General features: G+C 64.2%; 18 protein-coding genes. 11 read left to right on the top strand and 7 right to left on the bottom strand.

All coding sequences use genetic code 11. The annotated features are described in order from the left end of the window. Positions 1-3 precede the first annotated feature (3 nt). On the bottom strand, positions 4-2,571 hold the full coding sequence (gene topA / locus FJ956_RS12260; RefSeq protein ID WP_140684229.1) for a type I DNA topoisomerase: 2,568 nt from the start codon (positions 2,569-2,571) through the stop codon (positions 4-6). A gap of 343 nt (positions 2,572-2,914) precedes the next feature. Further along, on the bottom strand, positions 2,915-3,292 hold the full coding sequence (locus FJ956_RS12255; protein WP_140684231.1) for a hypothetical protein: 378 nt from the start codon (positions 3,290-3,292) through the stop codon (positions 2,915-2,917). 165 nt (positions 3,293-3,457) lie between these two features. Between FJ956_RS12255 and FJ956_RS12250 the strand changes: the two genes are divergently transcribed. The 4 genes from FJ956_RS12250 to glmS all read left to right on the top strand — a co-directional run bounded on the left by FJ956_RS12250 (position 3,458) and on the right by glmS (position 8,309). After that, positions 3,458-4,204 (top strand): cytochrome c biogenesis CcdA family protein, encoded by a 747-nt coding sequence (locus FJ956_RS12250; RefSeq protein ID WP_140684233.1) that lies wholly within the window; start codon positions 3,458-3,460, stop codon positions 4,202-4,204. A gap of 93 nt (positions 4,205-4,297) precedes the next feature. Further along, positions 4,298-4,735 carry a nuclear transport factor 2 family protein gene (locus FJ956_RS12245; protein WP_140684235.1) on the top strand — a complete coding sequence of 146 codons (438 nt, stop codon included), beginning with the start codon at positions 4,298-4,300 and terminating at the stop codon, positions 4,733-4,735. 148 nt (positions 4,736-4,883) lie between these two features. Continuing rightward, entirely contained in the window at positions 4,884-6,251 is a 1,368-nt protein-coding gene (gene glmU / locus FJ956_RS12240) for a bifunctional UDP-N-acetylglucosamine diphosphorylase/glucosamine-1-phosphate N-acetyltransferase GlmU (RefSeq protein WP_140684236.1), read from the top strand. A gap of 234 nt (positions 6,252-6,485) precedes the next feature. After that, positions 6,486-8,309, top strand: coding sequence for a glutamine--fructose-6-phosphate transaminase (isomerizing) (gene glmS / locus FJ956_RS12235; protein ID WP_140684238.1), 1,824 nt, complete (start codon positions 6,486-6,488; stop codon positions 8,307-8,309). Positions 8,310-8,453: 144 nt separating this feature from the next. Here the strand turns inward: glmS and FJ956_RS12230 are convergent, their stop codons facing one another. Then, positions 8,454-8,741 carry a GIY-YIG nuclease family protein gene (locus FJ956_RS12230; RefSeq protein WP_140684240.1) on the bottom strand — a complete coding sequence of 96 codons (288 nt, stop codon included), beginning with the start codon at positions 8,739-8,741 and terminating at the stop codon, positions 8,454-8,456. Positions 8,742-9,020: 279 nt separating this feature from the next. Between FJ956_RS12230 and FJ956_RS12225 the strand changes: the two genes are divergently transcribed. Then, the gene (locus FJ956_RS12225) at positions 9,021-9,773 is read left to right on the top strand and encodes a DUF502 domain-containing protein (RefSeq protein ID WP_140684242.1); all 753 of its coding nucleotides are present in this window, start codon (positions 9,021-9,023) and stop codon (positions 9,771-9,773) included. Here the strand turns inward: FJ956_RS12225 and recG are convergent. Beyond that, a complete protein-coding gene (recG, locus tag FJ956_RS12220) occupies positions 9,725-11,833 on the bottom strand; it encodes an ATP-dependent DNA helicase RecG (protein ID WP_140684244.1) in 2,109 nt (702 codons plus the stop codon). The genes FJ956_RS12225 and recG overlap by 49 nt on opposite strands. Before the next feature lie 314 nt (positions 11,834-12,147). On the opposite strand from recG, the gene FJ956_RS12210 reads away from it, so the two are divergent. From FJ956_RS12210 to FJ956_RS12190, 5 genes are all read left to right on the top strand, one after another. Beyond that, on the top strand, positions 12,148-12,435 hold the full coding sequence (locus tag FJ956_RS12210) for a succinate dehydrogenase assembly factor 2 (protein ID WP_140684969.1): 288 nt from the start codon (positions 12,148-12,150) through the stop codon (positions 12,433-12,435). A 13-nt stretch (positions 12,436-12,448) separates the two neighbouring features. Then, entirely contained in the window at positions 12,449-15,946 is a 3,498-nt protein-coding gene (mfd, locus tag FJ956_RS12205) for a transcription-repair coupling factor (protein ID WP_140684970.1), read from the top strand. A gap of 168 nt (positions 15,947-16,114) precedes the next feature. Beyond that, on the top strand, positions 16,115-16,447 hold the full coding sequence (locus FJ956_RS12200; RefSeq protein ID WP_140684971.1) for an Mpo1-like protein: 333 nt from the start codon (positions 16,115-16,117) through the stop codon (positions 16,445-16,447). Positions 16,448-16,449: 2 nt separating this feature from the next. Continuing rightward, positions 16,450-16,881 (top strand): DUF3995 domain-containing protein, encoded by a 432-nt coding sequence (locus FJ956_RS12195; RefSeq protein ID WP_140684972.1) that lies wholly within the window; start codon positions 16,450-16,452, stop codon positions 16,879-16,881. Between the two features lie 193 nt (positions 16,882-17,074). Further along, complete coding sequence (locus FJ956_RS12190; RefSeq protein ID WP_140781969.1) at positions 17,075-18,448, top strand: 3-deoxy-7-phosphoheptulonate synthase class II; 1,374 nt, start codon at positions 17,075-17,077, stop codon at positions 18,446-18,448. An 89-nt stretch (positions 18,449-18,537) separates the two neighbouring features. Here FJ956_RS12190 and FJ956_RS12185 read toward each other — a convergent pair whose 3' ends face one another. Further along, positions 18,538-20,112 carry a glycosyltransferase family 39 protein gene (locus FJ956_RS12185; protein WP_140781968.1) on the bottom strand — a complete coding sequence of 525 codons (1,575 nt, stop codon included), beginning with the start codon at positions 20,110-20,112 and terminating at the stop codon, positions 18,538-18,540. Between the two features lie 194 nt (positions 20,113-20,306). Between FJ956_RS12185 and FJ956_RS12180 the strand changes: the two genes are divergently transcribed. Next, positions 20,307-21,011, top strand: a complete 705-nt coding sequence (locus FJ956_RS12180; protein WP_140677236.1) for a hypothetical protein — start codon at positions 20,307-20,309, stop codon at positions 21,009-21,011. A 149-nt stretch (positions 21,012-21,160) separates the two neighbouring features. Here the strand turns inward: FJ956_RS12180 and FJ956_RS12175 are convergent, their stop codons facing one another. Both FJ956_RS12175 and FJ956_RS12170 read right to left on the bottom strand, forming a co-directional pair. Beyond that, a complete protein-coding gene (locus FJ956_RS12175; RefSeq protein WP_140677238.1) occupies positions 21,161-21,928 on the bottom strand; it encodes an RES family NAD+ phosphorylase in 768 nt (255 codons plus the stop codon). Next, positions 21,888-22,265, bottom strand: a complete 378-nt coding sequence (locus FJ956_RS12170; protein ID WP_140677240.1) for an MbcA/ParS/Xre antitoxin family protein — start codon at positions 22,263-22,265, stop codon at positions 21,888-21,890. The genes FJ956_RS12175 and FJ956_RS12170 overlap by 41 nt, the downstream gene beginning before the upstream one ends. Between the last annotated feature and the right edge of the window lie 25 nt (positions 22,266-22,290).

Genomic DNA, 22,290 nt, shown 5'->3' with positions numbered 1-22,290 from the left:
CCGCTATCCCTTCTTCGCCGCCCTGCGGAAGGGCTTTTTGCCGCCTCCGCCCTTGGCCTCCCTTTCGGCAATCAGGGTGAGCGCCTCTTCCATCGTCACCGATTGCGGATCCTTGCCCTTGGGCAGCGTCGCATTGACCTTGCCGAAGTTGACATAGGGCCCGTATTTGCCGTCGCGCACGACGATCTTGCCGCCGCCGTCGGGATGGTCGCCAAGCTCCTTGAGCGCCGCCGGCGTGGCGCCGTTGCGGCCGCCCTTGCCCTTCTGCTGCTTCTCGGCAATCACCGAGACGGCGCGGTTCAGGCCGATCGAGAACACGTCCTCGATGCTTTCCAGATTGGCATAGGTGCCGTCATGCAGCACGAACGGGCCGTAGCGCCCGAGGCCGGCCGAGATCATCTTGCCGGTTTCGGGATGCTTTCCCACATCGCGCGGCAGGGCCAGCAGCGCCAGCGCCTTCTCGTGGTCGATCGACTCGGGCGTCCAGCCCTTGGGCAGGCTGGAGCGCTTGGCCTCCTTGCCTTCGCCGCGCTGGATATAGGGGCCGAAACGGCCGCTCCTCAGTGTGATTTCCTCGGCCGTGTAAGGATCCTTGCCGAGCAGCTTGTCGCCGTCCTCGCCATTGCCGTTCTCGCCGTTGGGATTGGCGGCGTCGCCGAGCTGGCGGGTGTAGGAGCATTCGGGATAGTTCGAGCAGCCGACGAAGGCGCCGAACTTGCCGAGCTTCAGCGACAGGTTTCCTGAGCCGCATTTCGGACAGATGCGCGGATTGGAGCCGTCCTCGCGCGCCGGGAAGACAAGCGGCGCCAGTTCTTCGTTGAGCGCATCGAGCACGTCGGTGACGCGCAGTTCCTTGATGTCGTCGACGGCGCCGGAGAAATCCTTCCAGAAATCGCGCAGGACGTCCTTCCAGGCGAGCTTGCCGTCGGAAATCTCGTCGAGCTTCTCCTCGAGCGAAGCGGTGAAGTCATATTCGACGTAACGCTCGAAGAAGCTTTCGAGGAAGGCAGAGAGCAGCCGGCCCTTGGCCTGCGGCACCAGCCTGCGCCGGTCGATGGTCACGTAGTCGCGGTCCTCGAGCGTCTTCAGGATCGCGGTGTAGGTCGACGGCCGGCCGATGCCGAGCTCTTCCAGCTTCTTGATCAGCGACGCCTCAGAGTATCGCGGCGGCGGCTCGGTGGTATGCTGGGTGGCGTTGATCGCCTGACGGGCGAGCTGCTCGCCGGAGCGGATCTCGGGCAGACGGCGGCTCTCCTCGTCCTCCGCGTCCTCGTCCTTCTGGTCGGTATAGGCGGCGATGAAGCCGTCGAAGCGGATAACCGAACCGACGGCGCGAAGCTCGGCAGCGCGCGCGCCGTTGACCGCCTCGATCTCGACCGTGGTGCGTTCGATCTCGGCCGGCTGCATCTGGCTGGCGATGGCGCGCTTCCAGATCAGCTCATAGAGGCGGGCCTGGTCGGCGTCGAGATACTGCCTGACCGATTGAGGCGTGCGCCCGAAATCGGTGGGGCGGATCGCCTCATGCGCTTCCTGGGCGTTTTTGGCCTTGGTGGTGTAGTAACGCGGCTTTTCCGGCAGGTATTTCGCGCCGAACTCGCTGACGATGGTGTCGCGGGCAGCTTCGATCGCCTCCGGCGCCATCTGCACGCCGTCGGTACGCATATAGGTGATGAGGCCGGCGGTCTCGCCGCCGACATCCATGCCTTCGTAAAGCTTCTGCGCCACCTGCATAGTGCGCGTGGCCGAGAAGCCAAGCCCGGAGGAGGCGGCTTGCTGCAGCGTCGAGGTGGTGAAGGGCGGGCCGGGATTGCGTTTTGTCGGCTTGGCCTCGACCGACAATGCCTTGAAGGTCGCGCCTTCCAGCATCGCCTTGATGTCGTCGGCCTGCGCCTTGTTGGCGATGTCGAGTTTTTGCAGCTTCTTGCCGGCAAAGGCGGTCAGCCGCGCCTCGAAACTGTCGTTGCGCGGCGTGCCGAGGATGGCGGCGATCTGCCAGTATTCCTCGCGGATGAAGCGCTCGATCTCGGATTCGCGGTCGCAGACCAGGCGCAACGCCACCGACTGGACGCGGCCGGCGGAACGGGCGCCCGGCAGCTTGCGCCACAGGACAGGCGACAGCGTGAAGCCGACGAGATAATCGAGCGCACGGCGGGCGAGATAGGCGTCGACAAGCGGCGCGTCGATCTGGCGCGGATTGGCCATCGCGTCCAGCACCGAGGCCTTGGTGATGGCGTTGAAGACGACGCGGCTGACCGGCTTGTCCTTCAGCGCGCGCTTCTGCTTCAGGACTTCCAGCACATGCCAGGAAATCGCCTCACCCTCGCGATCCGGGTCGGTGGCGAGGATCAGCCCGTCGGCGTCCTTGACCGCCTTGGCGATGTCGGCGAGGCGCTTGCCCGAGGCGGTGTCGACCGACCAGGACATGGCGAAGTCCTCGTCAGGGCGGACGGAGCCGTCCTTGGCCGGCAGATCGCGGACATGGCCGAACGAGGCCAGGACCTTATAGTTCTTGCCGAGATATTTGTTGATTGTCTTCGCCTTGGCCGGCGATTCGACGACGACGACGTCCATGAGGTCTCTTAATCAGCTGTGAGGTGGCGGAAGAACTCCGCGATGCACGACGAAATCCCACTCTTTTCGTCGCTCACATGGCCGCGCTTTTGCGATCGGTCAAGGGGAGGCGGCCAATTTGGGAAGCGGCGATCGGCAATACACTCTAAGAGTGTATGGCAAAGATCACATTTTTTGGGGATGGAGGCACGCGCGCCTCGTATCGCGCCGGGAAGGCCCATGCCGGCCAGTCGAGTCGAGAGACAGTGGCGAGGCGCGGGCCCCGCCCGGAAAGATCACTGGCCGCCAAATCAAACCAATTCGGCAGCCAGGCAGTCTTCCGCATGCCAGCGGTGGGAGAAACTCAATCTGCCTTGACGACGTGCCAGGCGCCGGCGACGCCTTCGCCGGTCATGTCGCCGGCCTTCTTGTCCTTGACGAAGGTATAGACCGGCTTGCCGTCATAGGCCCACATCTTGCTGCCGTCGGTGCGGTCGACGATCGTCCATTCATCGTCGGCCTTGGCGCCGGCCTCGGCCTTCAGCGGCGGCCAGTTGGCGGCGCATTTGTCGTAGCAGCTGGATTTGCCCTTCTTGTCCTTGTCGAACGTGTAAAGCGTCATGCCCTTGGCGTCGGTATAGATCTTCTTGCCGCCGACTTCAGCTTCCTTCCATGCTTCGGCGGCATGGGACGCGGCGGTGCCGAACAGAAGGACGGCAAACCCGAGTGCGATCGATTTCATGACAATCTCCCTGAGAACGAGCGCGCGGCAATCGCGCGCTTGTTCCGACAACGCATTGGCGCGGCTGTTTCTTCCTTGGCGAAGCGGCGACGTGCCACACAATGGTGATTGGCGAAGAGCCATCCGCATCGCTATATCGGCGCAAGCACAATCGGGGCGGACGAAATGGCATTGGACATCGGCTATGTCAGCGCGGTCGGGGCAGGGGCGATCTCGTTCCTGTCGCCTTGCGTGCTGCCGCTGGTGCCGCCCTATCTCTGCTACATGGCCGGCGTTTCGGTCGACGATTTCCGCGGCAATCAAAGCGTGACGGCAAAGGAAGGCGCGCGCGGCGCGCTGCTCTACGCTTCGCTCGCCTTCGTGCTCGGCTTTTCCACCGTCTTCGTCGCGCTTGGGGCCGGCGCCTCGACCATCGGCCGCCTGCTGCGCGTCTGGCAGGAGCCGCTGGCGATGGCGGCGGGCGTGCTGATCATCATCATGGGCCTCAACTTCCTCGGCATCCTGCGCATTCCGCTCCTGTCGCGCGAGGCGCGCTTCCAGTCGCAGGGCAAGCCTGCCAGCATGATCGCCGCCTATGTCATGGGGCTCGCCTTCGCCTTCGGCTGGACGCCTTGCATCGGCCCGGTGCTGGGGCCGATCCTGACCTTGGCTGGCGGGCGCGAGACCGTGGGCGAGGGCGCGCTGCTGCTTGCCGCCTATTCGCTGGGCCTCGGCATCCCGTTCCTGATCGCGGCGCTGTTTTCCGGTGCCTTCATGCGGTTCCTCGGCAAATTCCGCGTCCATCTCGGCCGTGTCGAGAAAGCGATCGGCGCGCTTCTGGTCGTCGCCGGCGTGTTCTTCCTGACCGGCGGCGTGCAGAGCGCGTCCTACTGGCTGCTGGAGACTTTTCCGGTGCTGGGACGGCTGGGCTGAGGTAGGTACCGCCAATCCGGAACGATGGCTGAAAGCCGGCGTTACGGACTTGCGAGCCAGCGCAACGACCGATGAACAACCGGCGAGGCGAGAATGATAGCCGAGGCTGAGGTGCGGACGTTCTTCAAGGCCTATGAGAAGGTCTATAACGACGCAATCGCGGGCAATGTCGACATGGACGCTGTCGGCGCACTGTATTCGACCGGCTTCGTCTCGGTGACGCCGGCCGGCGTCATGGCGGGCGAGAACGGCCAGCAGTTGAAAGACACCATGAAGAAGGGTTTTGAGGCCTATCGGGCGATGGGCAGCAAGAGGATGACCTGCACGGATGTCTCGGTGATCCCAATCGACCAGGACCGTTGCGTGGCCAAGGTGGAATGGTCTGGTGACTACGAGCGCAAGGACAAAAGTCTGGTCACCATCGACTTCGAAGTGGATTATCTCGTGGAGCGGCGGGATGGCAGCCTGAAGGTGTTCGGCTGGATTTCAGGCGACGAGCAGGCCGAGTTCAGGAAGCACGGCCTGTTGTAGCGGCGATTGCCGGATTTCTAGTTGGTAGAGCTACTGATTAAAAGTCAGTTGCCGAACCTATCTCACCGGAATTTAACCGCATTGGTGCAGCATAGCGCCAATGCTAAATGTGCCTTGATTCCAAACCTTTTCATACGGTTGCCCATCCATGAGCCAGAGATCCTGCCTGTCCGTCATCCTCGCCGCCGGCGAAGGCACGCGCATGAAAAGCGCCACGCCCAAGGTGCTGCACGCCATTGCCGGCCTGCCGATGGTGGCGCACGTCGTGAAGGCCGCCGAGGCTGCCGGTGCAACCGGCGTGGCGCTGGTGATCGGCCACGGCGCGGAGGATATGCGCAAGGCGGCGCAGAAATTCGCGCCGGAAGCCGAGACCTTCGTGCAGGAGAAGCGGCTCGGCACCGCGCATGCCGTGCTTGCCGCTCGCGAAGCGATATCAAAGGGTTGTGACGATATTCTCGTCATGTTCGGCGACACGCCGTTGATCGATGCGCAGGCGCTGGCAACTGCGCGGCAGAAGCTGGCGGAAGGAGCCGCCGTCGCCGTCATCGGTTTTCGTCCGCCAAGCCCGACCGGCTACGGCCGTTTGATCGAAAAGGGCGGTCGTCTCGTCGCCATCCGCGAGGAGAAGGACTGCTCCGAGGCGGAAAAGAAGATCGGCTTCTGCAATGCCGGCATGATGGCGGTGGCGGGCAAGCATGCGCTGCGGCTGCTCGACAAGGTCGGCAACAACAACGCCAAGGGCGAGTTCTACCTCACCGACATCGTCGAGATCGCCGGCGCGGAAGGGCTCGACGTGGTGGCGACGGAAGCGGGGTTCGAAAGCGCGCTCGGTATCAACAACAGGGCAGAGCTTGCCGAGGCGGAAGCGATCTGGCAGGCGCGCCGGCGGCGCGAGGCGATGCTGTCGGGTGTGACGCTGATCGCGCCGGAAACCGTGTATTTTTCGCATGATACCGAGATCGGGGCCGATACTGTTGTCGAGCCCAATGTCTGGTTCGGGCCGGGCGTGAAGATTGCTACCGGCGCCAAGATCCATGCCTTCAGCCACATCGAGGGCGCTGTTGTCGCGTCCAACTGCGATGTCGGGCCGTTCGCGCGGCTCAGGCCAGGCGCCGATCTGAGGCAGAAGGCCAAGGTCGGCAATTTCTGCGAGGTCAAGCAGGCGGTTGTCGAGGAAGGCGCCAAGGTCAACCATCTGACCTATATCGGCGATGCCCGGGTCGGCGCTGGAGCCAATATCGGTGCTGGCACCATCACCTGCAATTATGACGGCTACTCGAAGTTCTTCACCGATATCGGCGAGGGCGCCTTTGTCGGCTCGAATTCGTCGTTGGTGGCGCCGGTCACGATCGGCAAGGGCGGCTACATCGCCTCCGGCAGCGTCATCACCGAAAGCGTGCCCGACGACGCGCTGGCCTTCGGCCGCGCCCGCCAGAAGACGATCCCCGGCAAGGGCAAGGAGCTGCGCGAGCGCTTCGCCTCGGCCGCCGCGGCGAAGAAGAAAGCGGCGGAATGATCGTCAGCGCTTCCTTGCGGAGGCGGTTGCAACTCGGTCAGATATGAACGAGTGGAAACCAGGGCCCTGAAAACCGGAGCGGTTCAGGTAACCGGATTGCAAGCGCAGTCTGGCATTGTGCACTGGCAAAGAACCGTTCCGCTGACACGGAACGAAACGCAAAGTGACTTTCGCGGCAGGCCGGCAATCCCTAGATAACGCTGGGTTTTCCGCAAGGAATCGGGGGCAATCGCCATGTGCGGTATCGTTGGAATCGTCGGCCGAAGCCAAGTCGCGCCGCTCATCGTCGACGCGCTGAAGCGGCTTGAATATCGCGGCTACGACTCGGCCGGTGTCGCCACCATCGAGAAGGGCGAGCTCGGCCGCCGCCGCGCCGAAGGCAAGCTGGTCAACCTCGAGCGCCGGCTGAAGGACGAACCGCTCGACGGCACGATCGGCATCGGCCACACGCGCTGGGCAACGCATGGCGTGCCCAACGAGACCAACGCGCATCCGCATTTTTCCAACGGCGTCGCCATCGTGCACAACGGCATCATAGAGAATTTCGCCGAGCTGCGCGACGAACTCACCCGCGACGGCTACAAATTCGCCTCGCAGACCGATACTGAGGTCGTCGCGCATCTGGTGGCGCGCGAGTTCGCCAAGGGGCTGAAGCCGGTGGAAGCCGCGTATGCAGCGCTGAAGCGGCTCTCCGGCGCCTTCGCGCTGGCGATCATGTTCAAGGGCGACGAAGACCTGATCGTTGGCGCCCGCAACGGCCCGCCTCTGGCCGTCGGCCATGGCGAGGGCGAGATGTTTTTGGGCTCGGACGCGATCGCGCTGGCGCCCTTCACCAACTCGATCACCTATCTGGAAGACGGCGACTGGGCAGAAGTGCGCCGCAACGGCGTCACCATCTACGACATCGACGGCAACAAGGTCGACCGCAAGCGTCAGCAGTCGCTGTCGACCAGCTTCATGGTCGACAAGGGCAACCGCCGGCATTTCATGGAAAAGGAAATCCATGAGCAGCCGGAGGTGATCTCGCACACGCTGGCGCATTACGTGGATTTCGTCTCGGGCGTGTCGAAGCCGCTCGACCTGCCGTTCGACTTCGCCAGGATCGGCCGCCTGGCGCTCTCGGCCTGCGGCACCGCCTATCTCGCCGGGCTGATCTCGAAATACTGGTTCGAGCGCTATGCGCGGCTCCCCGTGGATATAGATGTTGCCTCGGAATTCCGCTACCGCGAGATGCCGCTGTCGGCCAACGACGCGGCCTTCTTCATCTCGCAGTCTGGTGAGACGGCCGACACGCTGGCCTCGCTGCGCTACTGCCGCAAGGCCGGAATGAAGATCGGCGCTGTGGTCAATGTGCGTGAATCGACCATCGCGCGCGAATCCGACGTCGTGCTGCCGACGCTTGCCGGGCCGGAAATCGGCGTCGCCTCGACCAAGGCTTTCACCTGCCAGCTATCCGTCTTGGCTGCGCTCGCGGTCCGCGCGGGCGTGGCGCGCGGCACGATCTCGCGCGACGAGGAAAAGCGGCTGGTGCGCGAGCTTTCCGAGGCGCCGCGCTTCGCCACCCAGGTGCTGAAGCTCGACGAGCAGATCGAGCGCATCTCGCGCGAGCTGTCGCGCTACAAGGACGTGCTCTATCTCGGCCGCGACACCAATTTCCCGCTGGCGATGGAAGGCGCGCTGAAGCTGAAGGAGATTTCCTACATCCACGCCGAAGGCTATGCCGGCGGCGAGCTGAAGCACGGGCCGATCGCGCTGATCGACGAGAACATGCCGGTGATCGTGATCGCGCCGCATGACCGCATTTTCGAAAAGACGGTCTCGAACATGCAGGAAGTGGCGGCGCGCGGCGGCAAGATCATCCTGATCACCGACGCCAAGGGGGCCGCGCAGGCGGGCATCAAGACGATGGAGACGATCATCCTGCCCGAGGTGCCGGAGATCATCTCGCCGATCATCTACGCCCTGCCGATCCAGATGCTGGCCTATTTCACCGCCGTCTTCATGGGTACCGACGTCGACCAGCCGCGCAATCTGGCGAAGTCGGTGACAGTGGAGTAGGTTTCGCTGCCGTTGCAAGGTTGCGGATGACGCCAACGGCCCCACTTCGTCATCCACGGGCGGAGCAGGAGCGAAGCTTCTGCGCAGACCCGAGGATCCATTCCGTGACGTTTGCGGCGGATCAAAGCGGTGCAGAATGACGCACTACCACCCGGTCCCGCGGAAAAGCTCGAACCACTCTGGGTTGGCCTTCTCGATCAGTTCGATCTTCCACTGGCGAGGCCAGCGTTTCAGCGACTTTTCACGCTGGATCGCATCGCGGATGTCGAAATATTCTTCGTACCAGACCAGGCGTTGTACGCCGTAGCGCCCGGTAAAGCGCGAGCCTTCGCTGGACCTGTGCTCCGGCATCCGACGGCCAAGATCGTTCGTCACACCAGTGTAGATGGTGCCGCGCTTCTTGCTTGCTGTCATATAGACATAACCCGTCATGCGTGAACGATAACGGATTGATGATTAGGGGACTATTCTGACGGGTGGCATTTTTGGCCGGCGTCACGGAATGGATCCTCGGGTCTGCGCGCGTCGCTTCGCTCCTTGCTCCGCCCGTGGATGACGAAGGGAAGAGTGTTGCAGCCAATCGCGAACGGAGCTGCTTCCATTTGGAATGCTGAAAGCCGGTTGATGGAGGGCACCCTTAAAAACTTCGCAGTTCCAAACCGGCTCGCGGTTCACTAATCTCAGCGTTGCAACCTGCGCCGCGGTGAACCCATGTCCGACGCCCTGAAGACCTCTGGCATGACCCGGCTGAGGAATTATTTCCTGACGGGTTTCATCGTCTGCGCGCCGCTGGCGATCACGGTCTATATCGCCTGGTCGCTCATCGGCTGGGTCGATTCCTGGGTAAAACCCTATATTCCAGCCCGCTACAATCCCGATACCTACCTGCCGTTCCCGGTTCCGGGCTTCGGGCTGATCGTGGCGCTGGTGCTGATCACGCTGATCGGTTTTCTGACGGCGAACATCGTCGGGCGCGCCATCGTCAATTTCGGCGAACGGCTGCTTGGCCGCATGCCGCTGGTGCGCGGCATCTATGGCTCGCTGAAGCAGATTTTCGAAACGGTGCTGTCGAACAAGGGCGACATGTTCCGCCAGGTGGGCCTGGTCGAATATCCGAGAAAGGGCGTCTGGTCGCTGGTCTTCGTCGCCAGCGACAAGGAGACCGAGATCAACCAGAAGCTCGACCAGGAAGGCGATCCGCTGATTGCGGTGTTCATGCCCTGCACGCCCAATCCGACCACGGGTTTCCTAATGTATGTGCACAAATCCGAGATCGTGCCGCTCGACATGTCGATCGAGGACGGCGCCAAGCTGATCGTCTCGGCCGGCATGGTGGCGCCGGAGGTCAAGGCCAAGCTGGTGACGCTGAACGGCGAGCATCTTGAAGGACCGCTCGCCAATCCGCCGCTCGGCGCTCAGCCGGCGCGCAGCAACCGCACCGCTTCGTCGCGGCCGAACAGGTAGAGCAACAGCCGCAGCGCCTCGCCGCGTTCGGACTGCAATTCCGGGTCGCGCGACAGGATCAGACGTGCGTCGTCGCGCGCGGCTTCGAGCAGATCGGCATGGAACTCGAGGCGCGCCACCTGGAAGCCTGGTGTGCCGGACTGGCGGGTGCCCAGCAACTCGCCTTCGCCGCGCAGCTTCAGGTCTTCCTCGGCGATCTTGAAGCCGTCCTCTGTCTCGCGCATCACCGAGAGCCGGCGTTTGGCCGTTTCGCCGAGCGGCTCCTTGTAGAGCAGGACGCAGGATGACGGCTTGTCGCCGCGTCCGACCCGGCCGCGCAACTGGTGCAACTGGGCAAGGCCGAAACGTTCGGCATGCTCGATCACCATGATCGTGGCGTCGGGCACGTCGACGCCGACTTCGATGACGGTGGTGGCGATGAGGATGCGTGTTTCGCCCTGCTTGAAAGCGCGCATCGCCTCGTCTTTTTCCGCACCCTTCATGCGGCCGTGCACGAGGCCGATCCGGTCGCCGAAGAGCGGTTTCAGCGAAGCAAAACGGTCCTCCGCCGACATCAGCTTGATCTCTTCGGATTCCTCGACCAGCGGGCAGATCCAGTAGATTTTCTGGCCATCAGCGACGGCGTCAAGCATGCGGCCGACCAACTCATCCAGCCGCTCCATCGGCAAGGTGACGGTGCGGATCGGCTGCCGGCCTGCCGGCTTCTCGGTGAGCTTCGAGACGTCCATGTCGCCGAAGGCGGTCAGCACCAGCGTGCGCGGAATGGGCGTCGCCGTCATCACCAGCATGTCGGGCGCATCGCCCTTGGCGGTGATGGCGAGGCGCTGATGAACGCCGAAGCGGTGCTGCTCGTCGACGACGGCCAGCACCAAGTCGTGGAACGTCACGGTTTCCTGGAACAGCGCATGTGTGCCGACGACGACGTCGATTTCGCCGCTGGCGAGACCGGCAAGCGTGTCGGCGCGCTCTCGCCCCTTTTCGCGCCCGGTCAGGATGGCGAGGCGCAGGCGGGCTTTTTCCGCCAGCGGCGCGATCGTCGCCAGATGCTGGCGCGCCAGGATTTCGGTCGGCGCCATCAGCGCCGCCTGGCCGCCGGCCTCGACCGCGCGCGCCATGGCGAGCAGCGCCACCACCGTCTTGCCGGAGCCGACATCGCCTTGCAGCAGGCGCAGCATGCGTTCGGGATCGGCGAGATCGGCGTTGATCTCGCCGAGCGCGAATTCCTGGCTGGGCGTGAGCTTGTAGGGCAGGGCCGCGCGCAGTTTCTCGACGATGCTGCCGTCGCCGACCAGCGGCCGTCCTGACAGGCGTCGCACCTTTGCCCGTACCAGCGCGAGCGACACCTGACCAGCCAGCAATTCGTCATAGGCAAGGCGCCGCCAGGCCGAGCCTTCGACGGCGACGTCGATCGGATCCGCCGGATGGTGGACACGGGCGAGCGAATCGCCAAAGGCGGGGAAGGTCTGGCGCCGCATGAAGGCGTCGTCCTGCCATTCCGGCAATTCCGGCAGGCGGCCGAGCGCCTGGCCGATCGCCCGGCGAAGCACCTTGGCCGACAGCCCGGCGGTCAGCGGATAGACAGGCTCGACCAAGGGCAGGCCGTCGGCCTCGCTGGCCAAAGCGATATGATCTGGATGGACCATGGTCGGGCGGCCGTTGAACCACTCCATACGGCCGGACACGACGACATGCTCACCGACCGGCATTGCCTTTTCGAGATAGGCGGCATGGGCATGGAAGAAGGTCAGCGCGACCTCGCCTGTGTCGTCATGGGCGTAGACCCGGTAGGGCACCGACCTGTTGCCGCGCGGCGGCGGCTGGTGGCGGTCGACGCGCACTTCGAGCGTGACGATCTGGCCCTCGGCCGAAAGCGCGATGCCGGGCCGGTTGCGGCGGTCGATCATCGTGTTGGGCAGCACGAACAGAAGGTCGGCCGCGCGCGCGGCGCGGTCGCCGAGATCGGCCGGCACGATCCGTTCGATCAGCAAGCCAACCTTCGGGCCGACGCCGGCAAGCGAGGTGATCGGAACGAACAGGGGATCGAGGATGGTGGGACGCATCAGCGTGGCGTCGGTTTGGAAACTGGATAGGCCGCGTTCCTTCGCGCCCCCCTCTGTCCTGCCGGACATCTCCCCCACAAGGGGGGAGATTGGCAGTTTTTGCGCCGGCGCCCTCTTGCAACCTTGGAGATTGGCGAAAGCCGACATGATATCCAATCTCCCTCCAAGTGGGGGAGATGTCCGGCAGGACAGAGGGGGGCGCGAAGGAATGCAATCATCTCAGGTAGATTGTCGGGCGTCTCACTTTGCCTTGCAAGGCTGACACCGCCCTCTATCCACGCTATATGCGCCGCTTTGGACAGGGATGCGGCGACATGACCGGAACACAGCGATCAAGCGAGGGGCTGGACGCCCGCCGCCGCAAGCTCCTGTTCCGCTCCTGGCATCGCGGCATGCGCGAGATGGACCTGATCCTCGGTTCCTTCGCCGACGCTGAGATCGGTGTCTTGACCGGCGATGAAATCGACCAATATGAGAGGCTTCTCGAAATCCCCGATACCGAATTCCTGCCGATGGTCACCGGTGAACGCCCGGTTCCACCCGATATCGACTGCGCGGTTCTGCGGAAGATACTGGCGTCGCGCCGGACCATGACATTTTGAAAAACGCATATTCATGAGCCTCATTCCTTCCATCGGCCTGCCCAAGGGCCGCGCCGGCCAGTTCATCGTCGACGGCGTCGCCGACGGCTACGAAGCCTTCGCCCTGGTGCGGACGGCGCAGGAGGTCGCGCCCGACAAGCCGGTGCTGTTCGTCGCGCGCGACGGCCAGCGGCTGCCGGCGATCATCGAAGCGCTCGCCTTCGCCGCGCCCGGCCTGCCGGTGCTGGAGCTGCCGGCCTGGGACTGCCTGCCATACGACCGCGTCTCGCCCGGTGCCGATGCCGCGGCGCGACGGCTCGATGCGCTTTCGGCCATGATCGCGCTGGCCAGAAAGCCGCATCGCGCGGTGATCCTTACCACCGCCAACGCGCTGTTGCAGCGCATCCCGCCGGCCGAGCTGATCCAAGCGCAGACTTTCCATGCCAAGCCGGGCAACCAGATCGACATGAACGCGCTGATCGCGCGGCTGGAGATCTCCGGCTTCGAGCGTGTGCCGACGGTGCGCGGGCTTGGCGAATTCGCGGTGCGCGGCGGCATCCTCGACCTTTTCGCGCCGGGCTGGAGCGAGGCGCTGCGCCTCGATTTCTTCGGCGACACGCTGGAATCGATCCGCGTCTTCGACGTGGCGACACAGCGCACCACCGGGCAGCGCAAGTCGATGTCGCTGCAGGCGATGAGCGAAGTGGCGCTGACGCCGGAGACAATCAGCCGCTTCCGCCGCTCCTACATCGAAGCCTTTGGCGCGCCCTCGCGCGACGACGCGCTCTATGCGGCGGTCAGCGAAGGCCGGCGCTTCGCCGGCATGGAGCACTGGCTGCCCTTCTTCTACGAGCGGCTGGAGACGGTGTTCGACTACCTGCCGGATGCGCCTGTCGTCTTCGACCATCTGGCGCATGAGGCGCTGGCCGAGCGCCACACGCTGATCCTCGACCACTATGAGGCGCGCCGCAAACAGGCCGACAGCGCGCTGAAGGACGCCGTGCCCTACAAGCCGGTGGCGCCGGACTTGCTTTATCTGTCGCCGGAGAATCTCAAATTCTCGCTCGGTCCGCGCGAGGACATCGATTTCACGGTCTTCGACGCGCCCGATGTCGGGAGCAAAAAAGTGTTCCATGCCGGCTCGCGACAGGGCCGCAGCTTTGCCGAGGAGCGCGCCGACCCGAACATCAACGTCTTCGACGTGGTCGTGAAGCACATTGCCGACGAGCGCGCCGCGCGCCGCCGCGTCATCGTCGCCGGCTGGACGGAAGGTTCGCTCGACCGCCTTGGCCAGATCCTCGCCGAACATCATCTCGGCAACCTGAAGCCCGTCGCGACACTTGCCGACGTTGAAAAACTGGAACCGGGGCAGGCGGGTCTTGCCGTGCTGCCGCTCGAATCCGGCTTCGAGACCGACGACATGGTGGTCGTCGCCGAGCAGGACATCCTCGGCGACCGGCTGATCCGGCGTTCGAAGCGCAAGAAGAAGGCTTCCGATTTCATTGCCGAAGCGTCGTCGCTGTCGTCCGGCGACATCGTCGTCCATACCGACCATGGCATCGGCCGCTTCATCGGCTTGCGCACCATCGAAGCGCTCGGCGCGCCGCATGACTGTCTCGAAATCCACTATGCCGGCGACGATCGCCTGTTCCTGCCAGTGGAAAACATCGAGCTACTGTCGCGCTATGGCTCGGATTCGGCCGAAGCGACGCTCGACAAGCTGGGCGGCGGCGCCTGGCAGGCGCGCAAGGCGCGGCTGAAGCGGCGCCTGCTCGACATGGCCGGGCAATTGATCCGCATCGCCGCCGAGCGGCAGATGCGTGCAGCGCCCGCGATGATCCCGGCCGAAGGGCTTTATGGCGAGTTCGCGGCGCGTTTCCCCTATGAGGAGACCGACGACCAACAGACGGCGATCGATTCCGTCATGGATGATCTCGGCGCCGGCAAGCCGATGGACCGGCTGGTCTGCGGCGACGTCGGCTTCGGCAAGACGGAAGTGGCGCTGCGCGCCGCCTTCATCGCGGCCATGGAAGGGTTCCAGGTCGCGGTCGTGGTGCCGACCACGCTGTTGTCGCGGCAGCATTTCAAGACCTTCTCGCAGCGCTTTTCGGGCCTGCCGATCCGCATCGCGCAGGCGTCGCGCCTGGTGGGCTCAAAAGAATTGGCGGAAACCAAGAAGGGCGTTGCCGAGGGCACGGTCGACATCGTCGTCGGCACGCATGCGCTGCTTGGGTCTTCGATCTCGTTCAAGCGCCTCGGCCTGCTGATCATCGACGAGGAGCAGCACTTTGGCGTCAAGCACAAGGAGCGGCTGAAGGACCTCAAGTCCGACGTGCATGTGCTGACGCTGTCGGCGACGCCGATCCCGCGCACGCTGCAACTGGCGCTGACCGGCGTGCGCGAGCTCTCGCTGATTGCGACGCCGCCGGTCGACCGCATGGCGGTGCGCACCTTCATCTCGCCCTTCGATCCGCTGGTCATCCGCGAGACGCTGCTGCGCGAGCGCTATCGCGGCGGCCATTCCTTCTATGTCGTGCCGCGTATCAGCGATCTGGCCGAAATCCATGATTTCCTGAGGGAATCCGTGCCGGAGCTGAAGGTGGCGGTGGCGCATGGCCAGATGCCGCCGGGCGAGCTCGACGACATCATGAACGCCTTTTACGACGGCCAGTACGACGTGCTTCTGTCGACCACCATCGTTGAATCCGGGCTCGATATCCCGACCGCCAACACGCTGATCGTCCATCGCGCCGACATGTTCGGCTTGGCGCAGCTCTACCAGCTTCGCGGCCGCGTCGGCCGCTCGAAGGTGCGCGCCTATGCGCTGTTCACGCTGCCGGCGAACCGCAAGCTCACCGATACGGCCGAGCGCCGGCTGAAGGTGCTGCAGTCGCTCGACACGCTGGGCGCCGGCTTCCAGCTCGCCAGCCACGACCTCGACATCCGCGGCGCCGGCAATCTTCTGGGCGAAGAGCAGTCGGGCCATATCAAGGAAGTCGGCTTCGAGCTCTACCAGCAGATGCTGGAAGAGGCGGTGGCCGAGGTGAAGGATACCGGCGAGGCGCAGGACGGCGGCTGGTCGCCGCAGATCGCGGTCGGCACCGCCGTGATGATCCCGGAAAGCTACGTGCCGGACCTGCAGCTCCGCATGGCGCTTTACCGGCGCCTTGGCGACCTCGAGACCACCGAGGAGATCGACGGCTTCGGCGCCGAGCTGATCGACCGCTTCGGGCCGCTGCCGGAAGAGGTGACGCATCTGTTGAAGATCGTCTTCATCAAGGCGCTCTGCCGCAAGGCCAATGTCGAGAAGCTCGATGCCGGCCCCAAGGGCGTCGTCATCCATTTCCGCAAGCGCGAGTTCCCCAATCCGGTCGGGCTGGTCAAGTTCATCGGCGAGCAGGGCTCGCTGGCCAAGATCAGGGCCGACCACAGCGTCGTCTTCATGCGCGACTGGCCGAATGCCGAAAAACGCCTGGCGGGATCGGCGGTGGTGATGACGCAACTGGCCCGGCTCGTCGACAAGGCCGCGTAGGCATTTGAACTGCGGACCTGTTGCCGCGGCCGGTGCGTGCTCGCAAGGAAATAGTAACCCACCCGCAAAGATCGCGCGCACTTGCGGGACATGCGACGATTAGGACCATTGCAGTATTTTTACTTGAGAGTTCAATTGCCGCGCTAATCATAGCTGCAGGGGCTGCTTATGAATCAGCAAACTTTCGATGAATACTGGCTCGGCTACCTTGCCGGCCATTCAAAACCTTCAACCCGCTTTATCCATTACCTCGGCCTCTTCTTTGCGCCGATCGCCGGCGTCGCGGCATCCTTCCTGGTGACGTGGTGGGCCTTTCTGGTCATCATTCCCGTCTTCTACCTTGCCGCGTTGTTCACCCATCCCCTGCTTGAGCACAACAGCAACAAACCTTTCGCGGAACGGCCCTTGTGGAGCGCCATTGCGCTGCTTCGCATGCTCGCGCTCGATTTGACGGGCGGTCTTGGCCGCCAGCTCAGCCGCCTGACGGACGCCGGCAGATAGGCATGGAAACGGCGGTTGTCACTGCCTGTTCGGCCGTGCTGCTGCTTGGGGCCGGATTCCATGTCTACTGGGCCTTCGGCGGCCGCATTGGCGCCGGCGTTTCGCTGCCTCGACGCGAGGACGGCAGTCCGGCGGTGAAGGAGACGGCCGTCGGCGCCCTGGCGGTCGGTCTGGCCCTGGGGCTGGTCCTGCTCCTCCTTCTTGGTTTCGCCGGCCTGATCCGCCTGCCGCTGCCGCACTGGCTGCTGAAGATGGCCCTTATCCTGTGGGCGACCATATTCACCCTGCGGGCGTTGAGCTGGTCGCGATATTTCGGGCTGTTCAAGCGGGTCAGGAACACGCGGTTCGCCAGATACGACAGCCTGCTTTACAGCCCATCTTGCCTGTTGTTGGGGCTGGGCTTGTTCCTGCTCGTGCTGACGGACACGGCATAGCGAGGCAGCGGAACCATTCGCCACTGCTGAAAAACCCGGCTAGAATAGGCAATCGGCTTCGTGTAAGGAGCCGCGACCTCGTATCGAGGCTGGAATGGCGGGCAAGCGCGTTCGCCGGTTTGTTTTGACGCAATTCCGACGGAAATTTCACAGTTTTCCCGGGGTTGCTCCGAAAGGGCGTTTGGGTGCAGCGATGACGAAATGGTCGCCGAATTCGTGGAGAGCAAAGCCGATCAAGCAGGTCCCGGCCTATCCGGACCTTGCCGCTCTGAAGGCCACGGAAGCACAGCTTGCCACCTTCCCGCCGCTGGTTTTTGCCGGTGAGGCGCGCAAGCTGAAAAAGCAGCTGGCGGCGGTCGCCGCCGGCGAAGCCTTCCTGCTCCAGGGCGGCGATTGCGCCGAGAGCTTCGCCGAGCATGGCGCCGACAACATCCGCGACTTCTTCCGCGTCTTCCTGCAGATGTCGGTGGTGCTCACCTTCGCCGGCGCGCAGCCGGTGGTGAAGGTCGGCCGCGTCGCCGGCCAGTTCGCCAAGCCGCGCTCGTCCGACAACGAGACCAAGGCCGGCGTGACGCTGCCGAGCTATCGCGGCGACATTATCAACGGCATCGAGTTCGACGCCAAGTCGCGCATCCCGGATCCTGCCCGGCAGGAGATGGCCTACCGCCAGTCGGCCGCGACGCTCAACCTTCTGCGCGCCTTCGCGCAGGGCGGCTATGCCAGCCTGGAGAACGTGCATCGCTGGATGCTGGGCTTCGTCGCCGACAGCCCGCAGGGTGAGAAATACGGTGCGCTCGCCAACCGCATCACCGAGACGATGGAGTTCATGCGCGCGGTCGGCATCACGTCCGAAACCAATTTCGCGCTGCGTGAGACGGATTTCTATACGAGCCACGAGGCGCTGCTGCTCGGCTATGAGGAAGCGCTGACGCGCGTCGATTCGACCTCCGGCGATTGGTACGCGACGTCGGGCCACATGATCTGGGTCGGCGACCGCACTCGCCAGCCGGACCACGCGCATATCGAATATTGCCGCGGCATCAAGAATCCGCTCGGCCTGAAATGCGGCCCGTCGCTGACGCCGGATGGTTTGCTGGGACTCATCGACCTGCTCAATCCCGAGAACGAGCCGGGCCGCCTGACGTTGATCGCCCGCTTCGGCTCGGACAAGGTCGCCGAGCACCTGCCGAAGCTGGTTCGGGCGGTGAAGAAGGAAGGCCGCAACGTCGTGTGGTCGTCCGATCCGATGCACGGCAACACGATCGAGGCGGCGGGCTACAAGACACGGCCGTTCGACCGCATCCTCAAGGAAGTGCAGACCTTTTTCGAGGTGCACCGCGCCGAAGGCACGCATCCGGGCGGCATCCATGTGGAGATGACCGGCAAGAACGTCACCGAATGCACGGGCGGCGCCCGCGCCATCACGGCGGAAGACCTGCAGGACCGCTACCACACCCATTGCGACCCGCGCCTCAACGCCGATCAGGCGATCGAGCTCGCTTTCCTCGTCTCGGACCTGCTCAAGAAGAGCCACCCGGTGCAGCACAGGCAGGCCGCCATCGCCTGAATGGGGCCTGGACGCTCGATAATTGGAGGCGCAGGCGACGAAGTCGGCGCCTTTTTCAATTTGCAGCAGAGGTCAAGCTCGGAAAGCCGTCATTCCGGGTCGGGCGGTCCGGGCGGGTCGCCCGGGAAACTGGTTCTACCGGGCGGAATGACGGCAAAGTCGATCTCCAAGGGCGGTGCTTTGAGCGACCAGCCGAATGACATGGTCTTGACCGGCAGGCCGGCGGTCCAGGCCTCCTGTTGCGGAGAAAGTTTCCAGCCGTGCGGCCATACAAGCAGCATGCCCTGATCCCGCAGCCGCTGGTCCGTGATCCAAGGGGCGAGGCGCCTGTCGAGGGTCGTGAAGATCGAAGGCTGATCCGGGGCTTCCAGCCCGGCAAGCTGGGCCGTGCCGTCGTCGCCGCCGACGATGCCCAGCGGCGCGGATACCGCCTCGTGCCAGATTGCATCGGCCGTCAGCGAGATCGACCGCGCTGGCCAGCACATTGGCTGCAGGCGGCCGAGTATGTTGCAACTGGTCCAGCGTGTAACCGCATAGGCGCTCGACACGCCGACCACGCATAGCAGCGCCAGCACCGCCAGCCGGCGCAATTCCGTTGGTCCCAGCCGCCGGCCCAGAAGCGCGATCACCAGGACGCCGACGAGATTGTACATCGTCGCGCCCCAGGACTCGCCGGTGCCGGTAAACAGCGAGGCGACCATGATCAGCAGCGCCGGCCCCAGGCCCATCCACGCCAGGTAGACAACCGCGCGCCGCTCGGGGGCGGGGCGGGGCGGTAAGGGGTCTTGTGCGGAGGCGGCCTGCCGTCGAAGCAGGCCGGAAAGAGCAAGAACGACGGGAAGAGCGGCGAGCCCGGCAAGCTGAACGCCGATATAGTAAAGCCGGGCGCGGTTGGCGAGCACCCAGGCGTTGCGATGCGCGGCATAGGTCAGCGGCAGGAAATCGAGGCGGACGAGCTCCACCGCCAGCGGCGCCGCGGCGCCAAGAAAAACCGCGAGGCCAAGCCATGGCCATGGGGTGGCAAGCCGGCTTCGGGCACGAGTGTCGTATAAAATCCAGATACCGCCGAAGGCCAGCAGCAGAGCAGTTGAGAACTTGGCGTAGAGCCCGATGCCGGAGACGAGGCCAAGGGCAAGCCACCACCCCGGGCGGCCGTCGCGCGCCGCGCGCCACAGCAGCCAAGAGGTCGCAGCCCAGAAAGGCATCTGCGCATAGTCATGGTTGAATTGCGGGGTGGGCCAGCCGAAGAAATAGATCGCGGGCATCAACAGCACGGCGGCGAGCGCACGGGTCGGGCCCATGATGTCGCGCGCGAGCAGATAGACCAGGACGAAAGTCGTCGAGACCATCAGTTGCGACAGCATGTATTGCGGCCAGCGGAACGAGCCGGTCAGGAGATGGCTGATCTCGAGCAGCCAGCACGGGAGCTGCGGGTGCTTGTAGGTCAGCAGCACCCATTCGCGACCCCACAGGAAACCTTCGACGACGTCGCGCGGCGGTCCAACATTGACGATCGCCGGCATTACGGTCCAGCAGGCGATCTGGATCAGGCACAAAAGCGCCAGCAATCGCCATGGGTGCCGGACCAGGCCGTTCCAGATCGAAGACAGATCGTCTTCAGCCGCGGCAGGCCAGACATGCACGGATTCGCTGGTTCTCGACATACGGGCCTAAAATCACACCGGTGGATTGCTGAACAGTCCGATAGCAAAAGCTTACGAAAATGTATGCTGCCGCAACATTGTAAAACCAAGATTGCGATGGAACCCGTCGCCGGCGCTTCGGGCAGGAACAGCCGGCAGTTCGTTGCCGGAGCCGGCCCAGGGAGCGCCGCCGTTCCAGCAATACAGGTGCCTCCATGCGCCACCAGCATGCCGTCATTCATCACCGCGGGCTCGATTTCTGGTCGGCGCGCGCCGCGGTTCTCGTCGTCATCTGCCTGCAGCTTCTGGTCATCAACAACCTGTCCTTCGGTCCGCGCTGGCTCGCCCCGACGGTGGAGGCGGCGCTGCTCGTGCCCCTGTCGATCGCGACGGCCTGGACGCAGATGGCGACCCGCAGGGCCGTCGATCACGAGCATTGGTACGCAATCGGCCAATTGCGCCTCTACATCCGCCGCACGGCGCTGGTGATGACCGGCATCATCAGCATCATGAATTGCGGATCGCTGGTCTTCCTGGTGCGGGCGCTGCTGGAAGGGCATGCCGGCGCCGGCACGACGCTGCTCGTCGACGCACTCAACATCTGGGTCACCAATGTGATCGTCTTTGCACTGTGGTTCTGGAGCACCGATCGCGGCGGTCCGCCTACCTGCGGCCTGGTCAAGCGTGCGCAAGCCGACTTCCTGTTCCCGCAAATGACGTTGCCGGATCGTGAGATACAAGGCTGGCTGCCGGGGTTCGTCGACTATTTCTTCCTGGCTTTCACGAATGCCACGGCGTTCTCGCCGACCGACACCTTGCCGCTCACGCAGCGCGCGAAGCTGCTGATGATGGCCGAGGCGATGATCTCGCTCTTGACGATCGCGCTGGTGGCGGCGCGTGCCGTCAACATCCTGGCCTAAAACTGTATCGATATTCAGGTGAGGCCGGCCTGCGAATGGCGGCCTCCTGCGCTTCCGGTGCTCACGTACTCAAGTACGCTCCGCTCCGGTTCTCGGAGGCCACCATTCTCGGCTCGTCCTGACCTGAATCTCGATACAGTTTTCGGAGTTCAGTAGCCGCGCTCCCAGCGTATTCCGGCAAGCCTTGGGTCCGCAAAGGCGGTGCGCGAGAATTCGAGCCGCTTGTCCGGAAATTCACAGATCGCCTGGATGCCGAAGGAGCCGATCCGGATGCGCCAGGTCTGCGGCTCCAGCGGCTTCGGCCTGGCAAACCCCTTGCATGTCAACAGCGCGATGTTGGCGCCCTTGGGATCGCGCACCGAGCGATAGCGGATCGCCTGCAGCTCGGCCTCGCGGGCGACATCGGCGATCGCCTGGCAGGCGGTGTAGTCGGTGGCGTACGTCCAGGCCTTCTCGTCGCGATCGAGCGGCGGCCGTGCCAGGTCGATCGCGCGATCGCATTTTATCGCGGCGGCGAAGGCGGTGTATTCCGCTGCGTCGCTCGGCCATGGCGTCGCCGGCGATTCGGCGAAGAACAGCAAGCGGTAGAAGGCCATTTCCGCCACCGCCGTCAGCACCGTCTCGGCGGCATAATAGACGCCTTTGGTCTTGCCGGCGCGGCGGAAGCGCGAGCCGTACGGGTAGACGGAGCCATAGCGAAAGGGCGTGGCCAGCAGATAATGGAGATGGCGGCATTCCATCGGGATCTGCGGCTTGGTGTCCTCGATGAGGTCCTCCAGCAGCGCCTGCTCGTCGAGCGTGTCGACGAGCTTGAGGGTCGAGACACGGTGCTGCGCCTCGACCATCCGCCAGTACTTGCCTTCGAGCTTGACGGCCTCAGACGAGAGCGCGCCGGGAGTCCAGGTAGGCAATGACATCGACAAGTCCGGCAATCGTCAGGATTTTCTCGAGCGGCGTGCCGTCGAGCGTGGTGTTGGGGCTCTTCAGCCACGCCCGGGCAACGGTCTCGTCGCCGCCGACGATGGCGTCGAGCGAGCGGAACAGGCGAACGAACAGCACCGCCAGCTCGAACGGCTTGGTGCCGCGTTCAAGCAGGAATTCCTGCCGGCGCATGCGCGAGACCGTCGCTTCCGACACGCCGATGACCAAAGCGAGCGTCCTGGCGGTGATGTCGAGCAGGTCGGCCGCGCGCAGCGTGGCCTTGGTGATGACGGTGTTTTCGGCCGCCGTCGCGGCCGCGACTGGACGTTGCATGAGTACACCCTTTCATTTCTGTGGA

Origin of the sequence: Mesorhizobium sp. B2-4-3, from assembly GCF_006442815.1 — a bacterium.
In the GTDB taxonomy this organism is placed as follows: Bacteria; Pseudomonadota; Alphaproteobacteria; order Rhizobiales; family Rhizobiaceae; genus Mesorhizobium.
Note: the sequence above shows the minus strand (reverse complement) of the source record. Positions and strands in the feature narration are given on the sequence as shown.

What these genes read in the sequence shown, in the direction of transcription:
- recG (WP_140684244.1), bottom strand. Translation starts at nt 11,833, where the DNA reads ATGCGTCCCACCATCCTCGATCCCCTGTTCGTTCCGATCACCTCGCTT.
- FJ956_RS12170 (WP_140677240.1), bottom strand. Translation starts at nt 22,265, where the DNA reads ATGCAACGTCCAGTCGCGGCCGCGACGGCGGCCGAAAACACCGTCATC.
- glmS (WP_140684238.1), top strand. Translation starts at nt 6,486, where the DNA reads ATGTGCGGTATCGTTGGAATCGTCGGCCGAAGCCAAGTCGCGCCGCTC.
- glmU (WP_140684236.1), top strand. Translation starts at nt 4,884, where the DNA reads ATGAGCCAGAGATCCTGCCTGTCCGTCATCCTCGCCGCCGGCGAAGGC.
- FJ956_RS12250 (WP_140684233.1), top strand. Translation starts at nt 3,458, where the DNA reads ATGGCATTGGACATCGGCTATGTCAGCGCGGTCGGGGCAGGGGCGATC.
- FJ956_RS12200 (WP_140684971.1), top strand. Translation starts at nt 16,115, where the DNA reads ATGAATCAGCAAACTTTCGATGAATACTGGCTCGGCTACCTTGCCGGC.
- mfd (WP_140684970.1), top strand. Translation starts at nt 12,449, where the DNA reads ATGAGCCTCATTCCTTCCATCGGCCTGCCCAAGGGCCGCGCCGGCCAG.
- FJ956_RS12175 (WP_140677238.1), bottom strand. Translation starts at nt 21,928, where the DNA reads ATGTCATTGCCTACCTGGACTCCCGGCGCGCTCTCGTCTGAGGCCGTC.
- FJ956_RS12225 (WP_140684242.1), top strand. Translation starts at nt 9,021, where the DNA reads ATGTCCGACGCCCTGAAGACCTCTGGCATGACCCGGCTGAGGAATTAT.
- FJ956_RS12210 (WP_140684969.1), top strand. Translation starts at nt 12,148, where the DNA reads ATGACCGGAACACAGCGATCAAGCGAGGGGCTGGACGCCCGCCGCCGC.
- FJ956_RS12245 (WP_140684235.1), top strand. Translation starts at nt 4,298, where the DNA reads ATGATAGCCGAGGCTGAGGTGCGGACGTTCTTCAAGGCCTATGAGAAG.
- FJ956_RS12190 (WP_140781969.1), top strand. Translation starts at nt 17,075, where the DNA reads ATGACGAAATGGTCGCCGAATTCGTGGAGAGCAAAGCCGATCAAGCAG.
- topA (WP_140684229.1), bottom strand. Translation starts at nt 2,571, where the DNA reads ATGGACGTCGTCGTCGTCGAATCGCCGGCCAAGGCGAAGACAATCAAC.
- FJ956_RS12195 (WP_140684972.1), top strand. Translation starts at nt 16,450, where the DNA reads ATGGAAACGGCGGTTGTCACTGCCTGTTCGGCCGTGCTGCTGCTTGGG.
- FJ956_RS12255 (WP_140684231.1), bottom strand. Translation starts at nt 3,292, where the DNA reads ATGAAATCGATCGCACTCGGGTTTGCCGTCCTTCTGTTCGGCACCGCC.
- FJ956_RS12180 (WP_140677236.1), top strand. Translation starts at nt 20,307, where the DNA reads ATGCGCCACCAGCATGCCGTCATTCATCACCGCGGGCTCGATTTCTGG.
- FJ956_RS12185 (WP_140781968.1), bottom strand. Translation starts at nt 20,112, where the DNA reads ATGTCGAGAACCAGCGAATCCGTGCATGTCTGGCCTGCCGCGGCTGAA.
- FJ956_RS12230 (WP_140684240.1), bottom strand. Translation starts at nt 8,741, where the DNA reads ATGACGGGTTATGTCTATATGACAGCAAGCAAGAAGCGCGGCACCATC.